This is a genomic window from Luteolibacter sp. (assembly GCF_058122085.1).
In genome coordinates this window covers 24,392-35,580 of sequence record NZ_JBIKBQ010000025.1, presented here as the reverse complement: position 1 = coordinate 35,580, position 11,189 = coordinate 24,392, and the positions used below count along the sequence as shown (strand labels likewise).

The following is an 11,189-nucleotide window of genomic DNA, read 5'->3' as shown; positions in this document are numbered from 1 at the left end:
TGGAAATCTGACCGCAAAGGGGCTCAAGGGAAGTGGCTATGAATACGAATACAAGGGCGCAAAATCCCTGTGGCGATGCCCGCTTGAGACAATGGAAAGATCGTCATTGATTCTCCGGTTCCTCGGTGAGACCAAAGGACTGAAGACAACGTGAATTCCACCAATGCGACGATGGGCCAGCCATACAAATATTTAGGGAAAAGTTACTGGGACAGTGAGAAGATTTCATTGTTGGGAACCATGTCGGATGAGGCTTTGGCAAAGCGCTTGGGAATCAAGCGGACCCACGTATTCACAAAGCGCAAGTCGCTCGGCATTGCGCCGTTCAGAGAATTCGGACCGAAGGAATGGAACCAGAAAGCCATCCGGTTGTTAAGCAGGAAGTCCGATCAGGAAGTGGCGGTGATGCTGGGGTTGGCGAAAACAACGGTGGCGAACAAGCGCAGATCGCTGGGGATCGCGTCGTTTGCCCACAAGGCAAAACTATGGCGGACATGGACGGAAGATGAGCTGGCATTGCTGGGCAAACACACGGACAAGGAGGTTGCGAGGCGTTTGAAATTGGATGTGGGCTGTATTGCGTCGAAACGCTACGTTCTCGGTATCGAGGCGTTTCGCCCAAGGGCGGAAAACAGGAATCCAAGGCCGAACGCGGTGGACTGGAACCGGCAGTATCTCGCTCTTCTAGGCAAGCTGCCGGATCAACGGGTTTGCGAGATCATGGGAGTATGTCGCAAATCGGTGATGAAGAAGCGCAAGGAGTTGGGCATCGGTAGTTATGCGGTGGGAGCCGAATACTGGCATCCGTGGACGGAAGAGGAGATCGCGCGGCTGGGAAAAGCTACCGACAGGGAGCTCGCGGAACAGCTCGGGATCAAGCCGATGTGTGTGACGACGAAGAGGAGCCAGTTGGGGATCGAAGCCTTTGCGAAATCATCAGGGCTGAAAACACCCCACGCATGGACCATGCGGGAACTCGGTCTTCTGGGCAAAAAGACCGACTCTGTATTGGCACATGAACTGGGATTGGGGGTTGGAGTTTTGCGAAAAAAACGCATCCAACTGGGAATCGCTCCAAAGTTCGGAGAAAAGAGGAGTCCCGCCAAATGGACTCCCGAGATTTTGGAGAGATTGGGAAAAGAGCCACTTCAGGCGATCGCGTCCGAAATCGGGGTTTCGAGGGAAGCGGTAAGGCAGAAATGCCTGAAGCTCGGAATCACTCTGAGGCGGGGTAGGAAGTGAGCGAATGGCGGGCATCGCAGAAGATGACCGGGGGGAGGGGATTCTCTCATTTCAGGTTCCAGGTAAATTCAGCTTCCCAAGCTCGTGATCGATGATCCGCTCGCATTGCTCGATCTGGAGCTGCCTGCGACCGCGCGCTTCTTCGGCCAATTGCTCCAGCGTGTCGATATCGTAGAGGTAAACTTCCTCGATTTCGCCCACCGTCGGGTCGATGTCGCGCGGCACGGCGATATCGATGAAAAACAGCGGCCGGTACTTGCGCGCGCGGCGGGCTTTTTCCACGTCGGCCCGCAGGACGATGGCGTGGGGTGCGCCGGTTGAGGAAATGACAACGTCCACGCGCTCGAGGACTTTTTGCCAATCGTCGAAACGTACCGCGCTGCCGCCCATTTCGGTGGCCAGTTCCTGGGCGCGGTCGAACGAGCGGTTCGCCACGAAGATCGATTTGGCTCCGCGGGAAACCAGGCTTTGCGCGGTGATCCGGCTCATTTCGCCCGCGCCGAGAATCATCACCTCGCTGTCTTTCAAATGGCCGAAGATCTTCTCCGCCAAGTCCACCGCGACGTTTCCAACGGACGTTGAACCTTCTTGAATCGAAGTTTCAGTCCTTACCTTTTTTCCGACTCCGAACGCTCGTTGGAAAACCTTGTTTAGAATCGCTCCGGTCGCGCCAGCTTCATGTGCTGATGCATAAGCCTGTTTGACTTGACCGAATATTTCCGTTTCTCCGAGCATCATGGAATCGAGTCCGCTGACGACCCGGCAGAGGTGGCGGGCGGCGTCGGCTTTCTCTTTTCGGTAGAAATGGGCGGCCACGCTCGAGTCCACCTGGATTTTTTGCGCCAGCCGGATTTCGATCCGTTCGAAGGCGGCGCGCGCGCCATCGGCGGCGAGGTAGAATTCGGTTCGGTTGCAGGTGGAGATGACCACGGCTTCGGTGGCTTCGGCGAGCCGCATCAGGTCGTTGGATGCCTCGCCGAGTTTCGTATTGCCGACGGCGAAGCGCTCCCGGATATCCACGGGGGCGGTGCGATGATTGAGGCCGAGGCAAAGAAGGTCCATCAGACGAAGGCGAAAACCGCGAGAGACAGCACGAACAAAACCACCGCCGACAGCGAGAGCCGCCGACCCGTCAATCCCCGCACTTGCTTGACCGCGAGCAGGACGATGTAGCCGGCCCAGACCGCGACCGCCGCGATCAGGTGGCCCCAAGCCGACGCGGTGTGCGGCATCAGAAATCCCGCCACGACCCCGATGGTCAGCAAGCCGCCGCCCAGCCAAAGCAGGCGCTCCAGCGAGCCGAGCAACTCGCGCACCGGCGGCAGGTTGCGGAAAAGTCCGCTTTTCAAATGTTGTTCCTTCAGTTGGCGGTCGAGCACTAGGAACATCACGCCGGCCACGGCTGCGAGGGCGAGCGCGCCGTAAGCCAGCACGGACATCGCCGAGTGGGTTTCGTGCCACGGGTTTCCGCCCGCGATTTTCATGGGATTTGCCGTCAGCGTGCCTGGAATCAGCGCCAGCGCTTGAAAAATAACCACTACCGGCGCGGTGAAAACCCCGAGCAACGAGATCCGGTAAGCCGGGCCGACGAGCAGGTAAAACGTTGTCAGCGACCACGCGAGGAAGGCGAGGATTTCCCCGCGGTCGTTCAGCGGGCAGGCGGCGCGCAATTCGCCGCGCACCGAGAGAAATCCGATCTGGCAGAGGAAAGCGCCGATCATCCACACCACTGTCCAATGGCTGCGGTTGCCGCGATGGACCGAAATCACGCCCAAAGTCCCGCCCACGGCAGCGAGCAGGGTGGCGGCGATCAAAAACCAACGGTCCATGCGTCATCCTTGCCGTCGCGCCGTCGGCCGCGCAAGTCAAAGCTGCTCTTCCTCTCCGCGCGTTCTCTGAAACGAAGCGGGCGCGGACCGTTTCCGATCCGCGCCCGAGATTGCATGTTTCCCCCCAAGTTCCGGTGGGTTTCCTGCTGGGCGGCGAGCACTCGGGCATGGAATTCCGGCTGGCCGGCGATGATGTTGAGCGCGCCCCAGGTGAGCAGGCAGGCGACCGGATTGAGATCGGAGGCATACACGTCGCAGCCGAGTTCGGCGGCGGCGAAGGGAATGGAGCCCATGCCGGAAAACGCGTCGCCCACCCGCAGGTTCCGCCCGAAGCGGCGCTGTGAGATTTCCGCGACCCATTCCTGCAACGAGCCTGCACGGGTGCCGCAATAGGCGTTGATCTCCGCCCATTGCTTCGGAGAGTTTGAAAATCCCCCGGCTGGGACCGCCGGAAAGACGGTCGAAGGACTGGGTGATCAGGTCCTCCATGCCGGAAGTAAGCACGTTGGCGTCGAGGAATTCGGCGGCTTCCGCTGCGGAAAGTTCCGGGAGGGCCGAGAGGTTGACGACGAAATCCTCAGAGCCGTCGAGAACGGACTGGCGGGGCTGGCAGCATTGGAGGGACTCCATGTATGACTTGAAAATTTGCTAGTTGAGGTGAGCCGATGAATCCGCCGGCTTTGATAGATCCAAATACGACTCAGCAGAAAGCCTGTAAATCACGAGTTCGTTCATCACATGTTATGGCTAATCAGTGGCGTTAATGGCCTGCAAGTGCCATTCGGTGGAGTTGGTTGATTCTGATGGAGAGGGGTTCCGGCTTTCGCGGGTTTTGGAGGCGTCGGGCCTTGGAAAACGATGCCGGTGCTTCCCATTTCCGTTCACGTGGTCCCGATATCGGCCACGGGCGGCGGGATTGCGGCGATGCCGGCTGCGGGGATGGTGATCCAGGCGAGGAATTCCTGGTTGCCGTCCATGCCGGTGATGGTGGAGGGGACGAGGCCGCGCCATTCGCAGGCGAATTCGGTGGTGACGAAGTGGCGGATTTTTTCGATGGCGCGTTCGTGGAGCGCGGGATCGCGGACGATGCCGCCCTTGGCGATGTCTTCGCGGCGGAGCTCGAACTGCGGTTTGATGAGGCAGACGACCGAGCCGCCGCCTTCGAGCACGGAAAAAACGGCGGGAAGGACCTTGGTGAGTGAAATGAAGGAGAGGTCCATGACGGCGAGCCGGCATTTTTCACCGATGTCGGCGGGGACCATGTGGCGGGCGTTGAACTGCTCTTTGACGATGACGCGCGGGTCGTTGCGGAGTTTCCAAACGAGCTGGTTGGTCCCGACATCGACGGCGTGGACGCGGATGGCGCCGCGCTGGAGCAGGCAGTCGGTGAAGCCGCCGGTGGAGGCGCCGACATCGATGCAGACCCAGCCGGTCGGATCGATCTGGAAGGCGTCGAGGGCACCTTCGATTTTCAGTCCGCCGCGGCCGACGAAGCGGGGCTTATCCTTGATTTCGAGCGGGGCGTCTTCGGGGAGTTTGGTGCTGGGTTTGTCGATGATGCGGTCGCCGCTGCGGACCTCGCCGGCGAGGATGAGGCGCTTGGCTTGCTCGCGGGAGTCGCAGAGGCCCCGGGCGACGAGCAGGGCGTCGATACGGTCTTTTTTCATGCGGTTTCAGTGCTGCCCGTTGAAGTGCTCGCCGAGCAAGTCGCGGCCAAAGTCTCCGTCGAAGCTGCGCCAGGTGGCGTGGACGTGGTTGGCGTTGTTCTGGGTGTTGGCGGCTTCCATCAGGAAGGTCGGGCCTTGGATGCGGTAGTAATAGGCGTCGCCGGGTTTGGTGCCGCCGGCCCAGCCGAAGCGGATTTTTTCGAGGCCGGCGGCTTTGATTTTTTGCATGTCGGTGGCGGCGATTTCGGGACGGTAGCGGCCGGTGTATTCGGAAATGAGGGTGAGCAGGGCGCTGCGCTGGGTGCCGGTGAGGTCGGCGGAAGGGACGCCGACGGGATCGAGCGCGGTAGCCTTGCGGTTTTCAAAGCTGAGGATTTCGGCGGGGGCTTTCTCGCTGAAGATGACGTCGGTTTTTCCTGCGGCGAGAAGCGTGGTGGCGAGGGTGCGGGCGAGGTCCTCCTCGGCGGCGAGGACGCGGAGGCCTTTTTTCGCGCCTTGGCGGACTTCGCCGGGATTGGAGCCCATGAACGAGGGCGTCACGGAAATGCCTTTGCCCGCGACGAAGGTGAGGTTGACGGAAAGGTGATGGCCCTCGAAGCGCCAGCCCCAGCCTTTCGGATCGCCGGGAGTGCCGAAAACGGCGACGAAGTATTTGGCGGGGTCGCGTTTGACGGGGTTGTTTTCCATTTCGGCGAGGACGCCTTCCAAGGACATGATTTGGGTGGCCTTGAGCTTGCCCTTTTCGCTGAGTGCGGAATCGATGAGCGCCATGGCCGCCTCGCGCTGGGCGTCGGTCATTTCCTTGAGTGGAAGTCCGGCGCGGTCGCGGGGCGTGTAGCGGAAATTCTCGCGCTCGTCGCTGGTGAAGGGGAGGGCGGCCTTGGTTTTCTGGGCGGGGTCGAGCGAGGCGAGGAACTTGTCGGCGGCCACCTTGCTTACGGCGGCGGGGTCCAGTTCGCCGGCCAGTATGGGGAGGGAGAAAAACAGGCTGAGCAGGAGATTTTTCATCGGGAAGACAAGCAATCAGGAACGCGGTGGACCGGCAAGGCGCGTCTCTCCAAAGAATGGCGGCGGTCGAAACTTGTGCCTTGCCTAGCTGGCGTTCCAAGGTCATCGATTTCCGCAGTGACACGCCACCGCACCGATGACCTTCGAATCACAGGCTTGAACCCGCTTATTTCCCCGGCGGTTCTGGCCTATTATCTTCCTCTCACCGAGCAGGCTTCCGAGTTGGTCGCCAGCGCGCGCTCCCAGGCGGATGCGATCCTGCGGGGTGAGGACGACCGCTTGCTGGCGATTGTCGGGCCGTGCTCGATCCATGATCCGGCGGCCGCTCTCGAATATGCCGCGAAGTTGAAGGACGAGGCGAAACGGCTCGAAAAGGACGTTTTCGTGATCATGCGGGTCTATTTCGAAAAGCCCCGGACGACGGTGGGCTGGAAGGGCTTGATCAATGATCCGAATCTCGATGACTCGTTCGACATCAACCGGGGACTGCGGGTCGCACGCGGGCTTTTGCTGGATTTGGCGAACATGGGAGTGCCGGCCGGGACCGAGTTTCTCGACACGATTTCCCCGCAATACATCGCCGACATGATCGCGTGGGGTGCCATCGGCGCGCGCACCACGGAGTCGCAGATCCACCGGGAACTCGCGTCCGGGCTCTCGATGCCGGTCGGTTTCAAAAACGGCACCGGGGGCTCGATCCAGATCGCGCTCGATGCGATCCAGTCGTCCTCGATGCCGCACCATTTTCTCTCGGTGACCAAGCAAGGCGTCTCCGCGATCGTTTCCACCGCGGGAAACGAGTCCTGCCACCTGATCCTGCGCGGCGGGAAAACCGGGCCGAACTACGAAAAGCCCGAGGTGGACGCCGCCGCGACGATGTTGCGCGAGCAAAATTTGACCGAGTCCGTGATGATCGACTGCTCCCACGGCAACTCGATGAAGGATTACCGCAACCAGCCGATGGTCGCCCGCAACGTCGCCAGCCAGATCGCCGCCGGGTGCAAGGTGATCACCTCGGTGATGATCGAGTCCAATCTCGTCGAAGGGAACCAGAAGCTGGCCAAGGACTTGAAAACTCTGACGCGCGGGCAGTCCGTGACGGACGCCTGCATCGGCTGGAACGACACGGTGGAAACGCTCGATGGTCTTGCCGCGGCGGTCCGGAAACGGCGGGAAGCTTGAGGAATTCCCTCCGGGGAAAGTGGATAATCAAGTTGTCCTAAAAAAAAAATCTGGGCGCTTGCGGAACCGTCGGCGAACTGTCCAATCTACTGAAGCTAGCACCTCTGAGAATGGATTTAACAAGCGAATCATCCCAAAGCGTCATCACCTGCCGGAATAGCCAAGGCACGGAGTTGACAGCCAACCTTTTGAGGATCAAGCGGTATTCCGTCGTTTTCGAGGTTTACAATCCCTACAGTATCCTCCAGCTGTCGGAGGTCTTGTCGGATTTCCGGATCATGGCATCCCGGCGTTTGCTTTATCACGGGAAGGCGGTGGTCAGCAATTTGCTCAACACCGGCATCGTCTTGGTCTGCGAGGCGATGCTCGACGAGGGCTGGGTGGAGGTGGATTTCCTCTCCAGCGTCACGGGCGGCTCGACGCCGGGCGGCGGTGGTGATCTGTGCGGGCAGTTCGCCAATTTCATGGGCGAGTGGAAGTCCGCCAACCAGGTGCAGGACCCGTTCAAACTGGTGGTGGCGGACCTTTCCAGCATGCTTTCCGGGGTGCAGCACTGGCTGACCGGCGTGGACGTCGGCATCCGGACCACGGTGACGCGGCGGCGCGACGAGCTGGAGCAGGAGATTTTCTCGGGAATCGAGAACCGGGTGGTCGAGGAGGTCTTACCGTCGATGGAGCGCTTCGAGGAGGTTTCGCGGGAAGTGAGCGAGGCGGAGGTCTCGGTTCACAAGGCATACGTCCGCAGGGAGTTGCATCCGATCGTGCTGTGCTCGCCGTTCCTTTACCGGACCTACACCAAGCCGCTGGGATACGCCGGCGACTATGAAATGGTGAACATGATGCTGCGGAATCCTTACGAGGGTTCCTCCGCGTTCGCCAAGCTGCTCAATTTCGCGCTGCTCAACACCGAGCCGGTCGTGGCTCACCGCAACCGGATCGATTTCCTGATCGAAAAACTCCGCTCCGAGTGCGCCCGCCGGGTCGGCAAGGGCAGGACCCGGGTCTTCAACCTGGCCTGCGGGCCGGCGATGGAAGTGCAACGCTTCCTGCGGGAGTGCGAGGAAAGCGACCTCGCGGAAATCGACCTGTTGGATTTCAACCCGGAAACCTTGGAATACACCCGCGAGCGCATCCAGGAAGCCCGGATGAGCGGAGGCCGCGAAACCCAGGTCCGTTATTTCCAGCGCTCGGTCCACCAGCTTCTGCGGTCGGCCACCCAGGGCGGCGACGAGGAATTCACCAACTACGACATCGTCTATTGCGCGGGCTTGTTCGACTATCTCTCGCAGCGGGTTTGCAAGCGCCTGGTCGAGCTGTTCTGCACCATGATCCGGCCCGGCGGCATCGTCATCGTCACCAACGTGGCGGCCAGCAACCCGCGCAAGGCCTGGATGGAATATGTGATGGAGTGGAACTTGATCTATCGCGACGAAGCGGACATGGCCGACTTGGTTCCCGACGGTTTGGATCTCAAAGAAACCCGGATCAACGCCGATTCCACGGGGGTGAATCTGTTCCTTGAAATCGAACTCGCCAATGGCTGAAACCGCCGTCAACCCGCAGGACGACGAGGCCGAGCTCCGGCAGGCGTTCCGCGATTACGAGGATGGCGTCGCGCTAGGCAACGCCCGCCGCACCGCCGTGTTCTCCGGCGTGTTCATGATGGCCGCCGCCTCGCTCGACTGGCTGCTCGTCCCGGACAAGGCGGTGATCTTCCTGCTCATCCGCGTAATCTGCGCGCTGCTGGTCGGCATCATCTTCTGGTCGCTTGGCCAGGTCCGTTCCCCACGCGCGGCGAACCTGCTTTCGCAAGGCAGCGCGGTGCTGCCCATGCTCGGGATTTCAGCCATGATCGCCGTCACGGATGGCGGCAATTCGAGCTACTACGCGGGCCTGAATCTCGTGCTCGTCGGCGCGTCGCTCATCATGCGATGGAGATTCTGGGACGCGTTCACCATGGTCGGGCTGTGCTTCGCCAGCTACGCCGTGGCGGTTGCCGTCTCAAGCGTGACACCGGATTTCCGCGTGCTTTTCGGCAATTCCTTCTTCCTCTTCGTGACCGCCATCTTCGTTTTTGCCGGCAGCTATTTCTACGAACGTCTTCGTTTCAGCGAATTCCGCCTGCGCATGGAGGTCGAGAAATCGCGGGAATTGCTCGAAGCCCAGAACCGCCGGTTGAGCGAGCTCGATGAGGCGAAAACCCGCTTCTTCGCCAACATCAGCCACGAGCTCCGGACCCCGCTGACGATCATGCTCGGCATCACCGAGCGGTTGAAGACCGTCCTTGGCAAGCAATCGACCGACCCGACGATCCATGAAATGACGTCGATGTTAGGCCAGAACGGCTTGCGCCTGCTCAAGCTCATCGACGACCTGCTCGATCTCGTCCGTTTCGACACCGGCCATGCCGACGTCAACCGCCAGCCCACCCCGATCGCGGCGCACCTCGACGGGCTGCTCCGCTCGGTCCGGCATCTCGCCGAGCAGGACCGCGTGGCATTGCTGTGGGACTGCAAGACCGACAGTGACGGCGTTCTGTTGGATCGCGACAAGTTCGATAAGATCCTTCTCAACCTGGTCATCAACGCGATCAAGTTCACGCCCTCGAGCGGCACCATCGAGGTCAAGGTGAATGTCGCGGAAGGCCGCCTGCGGCTCACCGTCGAGGACACCGGGGTGGGGATTCCTCCCGAGGTTTTGCCGCGGATTTTCGAGCGTTTCTGGCAGGTGGACACCTCGTCCACCCGCAAGTTCCGGGGCGCGGGCATCGGACTGGCTCTCGTCCGCAGTCTCACCGAGGCGATGGAGGGCGAGGTGAACGTGAAAAGCCACATCGGCCATGGCACCACCTTCATCATCGACCTTCCCGCCGAGGCCGCCGGGGTGGAGGCTTTCAGTCTGGTAGAGGAGGACGGTCCCTTGAAAGACGGCGGCAACATCGCCGATCTCCATCGCCGCGCGGCGCTCTCGATTCCGGGCAAAATGGCTCCCCGCGCGATCACCCCGATCCAGCATTCCGGACCGGCCGCGCCGCCAATGATCGGCACCCGCCCGAGCGGCGCGCGGCCGCTGGTATTGATCGCCGACGACGAGCCCGACATCCGCCGATTCCTGAGGATGCAGCTTGAGGACGTCGATGTCATCGAAGCCTCCGACGGAGCGGAAGCGCTGGAACTGGCGCGCCTGCGCCGGCCGCAGCTGGCGCTGCTCGACCACATGATGCCCGAGATGAACGGCGTGGAAGTCTGCCAGCGCATCCGGGAAAACCACATGACCCGCGGGATGGCGGTCATCATTCTAACCGCGCGCGCCGACGAGGCCACCAAACTCAGCGCGCTGCGGGCCGGAGCCAACGATTTCCTGACCAAGCCGTTCTCCACCGCCGAGCTGGCGCTGCGCCTGGAGAACCAGATCGCGATGGCCCGCATCCGCCGCGAGATGGTGGATCTCAACACGGAACTCCATTCCGCGCTCGACCAGATCAAGGAGAACGAGGTGATGATGGTGCGGAATGAAAAACTGTCAGCCCTCGGCCGGATGAGCGCCGGGATCATCCATGAGATCAACAACCCGCTGAACTACGCCAACGCCGGACTGCACGCGTTGGAGACTTTCACCAAGCTGATGCCCGACAAGGACCAGCCCGACTATGCGGACATCCTCAAGGACATCCGCGAGGGCGTGGAGCGTGTCTCACAGATTGTTATCGATCTCCGCAAGTTCACCCGCGACGACAAGGCGACGACCGGCGACGCGGATCTGGCGGAAATCGTCGGCCGCTCGCGGCGGATGGTCAGTCACCAAGTGGGCAAGGAGATCGAGTTCAACCTGCGCTCGCCCGACAACGCGCTGATCAGCGGCAACCCGAACCAACTCGTCCAGGTTTTCATCAATTTCTTCCAGAACAGCATCGACGCCATCCAGATGCGGATTTCCGCCCACGGCGGCGAGCCGGGACGCATCGACGTCTCCATCGACGCCGCCGGCGAGGGCTGGCAGGTGAGCATCCGCGACAACGGAATCGGCATCCCGCCGGAGGACTTGCAGAAGATTTTCGACCCGTTCTTCACCTCGAAGGACGTGGGCAAAGGGATGGGGCTGGGGCTTTCCATCACCCATCAGATCCTGCAGGCGCACAAGGCGATCGTGGAGGTGGACAGCCGCCCGACCGAGTTCACGCGGTTCCGGATCGCGTTTCCCGCGCCCCGCTTTTCCCCGGAGCCGGAATCCGTTCTCGACCAACCGGCTTGATTTCACCACC

At 61.2% G+C, this 11,189-nt stretch carries 9 protein-coding genes; 4 read left to right on the top strand and 5 right to left on the bottom strand.

The window, feature by feature from the left end; translation table 11 throughout:
* Nucleotides 1–150 precede the first annotated feature (150 nt).
* Nucleotides 151–1,242 (top strand): hypothetical protein, encoded by a 1,092-nt coding sequence (locus tag AC4DF4_RS05615; protein ID WP_490047126.1) that lies wholly within the window; start codon nt 151–153, stop codon nt 1,240–1,242.
* 51 nt (nt 1,243–1,293) lie between these two features.
* On the opposite strand, the gene hemA is transcribed toward AC4DF4_RS05615, so the two are convergent.
* The 5 genes from hemA to AC4DF4_RS05590 form a co-directional block, all read right to left on the bottom strand.
* A complete protein-coding gene (gene hemA, locus AC4DF4_RS05610) occupies nt 1,294–2,304 on the bottom strand; it encodes a glutamyl-tRNA reductase (protein ID WP_490047125.1) in 1,011 nt (336 codons plus the stop codon).
* Complete coding sequence (ccsA, locus tag AC4DF4_RS05605) at nt 2,304–3,071, bottom strand: cytochrome c biogenesis protein CcsA (protein WP_490047124.1); 768 nt, start codon at nt 3,069–3,071, stop codon at nt 2,304–2,306. Before ccsA ends, hemA begins: the two co-directional genes overlap by 1 nt.
* On the bottom strand, nt 3,053–3,439 hold the full coding sequence (locus tag AC4DF4_RS05600; RefSeq protein ID WP_490047123.1) for a hypothetical protein: 387 nt from the start codon (nt 3,437–3,439) through the stop codon (nt 3,053–3,055). The genes ccsA and AC4DF4_RS05600 overlap by 19 nt, the downstream gene beginning before the upstream one ends.
* Nucleotides 3,440–3,952: 513 nt before the next feature.
* Nucleotides 3,953–4,738, bottom strand: a complete 786-nt coding sequence (locus AC4DF4_RS05595) for a TlyA family RNA methyltransferase (protein ID WP_490047122.1) — start codon at nt 4,736–4,738, stop codon at nt 3,953–3,955.
* Between the two features lie 6 nt (nt 4,739–4,744).
* Complete coding sequence (locus AC4DF4_RS05590) at nt 4,745–5,746, bottom strand: DUF3500 domain-containing protein (RefSeq protein WP_490047121.1); 1,002 nt, start codon at nt 5,744–5,746, stop codon at nt 4,745–4,747.
* A 117-nt stretch (nt 5,747–5,863) separates the two neighbouring features.
* Here AC4DF4_RS05590 and AC4DF4_RS05585 point away from each other — a divergent pair, with 117 nt between their 5' ends.
* The 3 genes from AC4DF4_RS05585 (at nt 5,864) to AC4DF4_RS05575 (ending at nt 11,179) form a co-directional block, all read left to right on the top strand.
* Nucleotides 5,864–6,928 carry a 3-deoxy-7-phosphoheptulonate synthase gene (locus tag AC4DF4_RS05585; protein WP_490047120.1) on the top strand — a complete coding sequence of 355 codons (1,065 nt, stop codon included), beginning with the start codon at nt 5,864–5,866 and terminating at the stop codon, nt 6,926–6,928.
* A 173-nt stretch (nt 6,929–7,101) separates the two neighbouring features.
* The gene (locus AC4DF4_RS05580) at nt 7,102–8,472 is read left to right on the top strand and encodes a class I SAM-dependent methyltransferase (protein ID WP_490047119.1); all 1,371 of its coding nucleotides are present in this window, start codon (nt 7,102–7,104) and stop codon (nt 8,470–8,472) included.
* A complete protein-coding gene (locus AC4DF4_RS05575) occupies nt 8,465–11,179 on the top strand; it encodes an ATP-binding protein (protein ID WP_490047118.1) in 2,715 nt (904 codons plus the stop codon). Before AC4DF4_RS05580 ends, AC4DF4_RS05575 begins: the two co-directional genes overlap by 8 nt.
* Nucleotides 11,180–11,189 lie beyond the last annotated feature (10 nt).

Excerpts from the sequence above, each read along its gene's own strand:
- hemA (WP_490047125.1), bottom strand. The coding sequence starts at position 2,304 with ATGGACCTTCTTTGCCTCGGCCTCAATCATCGCACCGCCCCCGTGGAT.
- ccsA (WP_490047124.1), bottom strand. The coding sequence starts at position 3,071 with ATGGACCGTTGGTTTTTGATCGCCGCCACCCTGCTCGCTGCCGTGGGC.
- AC4DF4_RS05595 (WP_490047122.1), bottom strand. The coding sequence starts at position 4,738 with ATGAAAAAAGACCGTATCGACGCCCTGCTCGTCGCCCGGGGCCTCTGC.
- AC4DF4_RS05590 (WP_490047121.1), bottom strand. The coding sequence starts at position 5,746 with ATGAAAAATCTCCTGCTCAGCCTGTTTTTCTCCCTCCCCATACTGGCC.
- AC4DF4_RS05575 (WP_490047118.1), top strand. The coding sequence starts at position 8,465 with ATGGCTGAAACCGCCGTCAACCCGCAGGACGACGAGGCCGAGCTCCGG.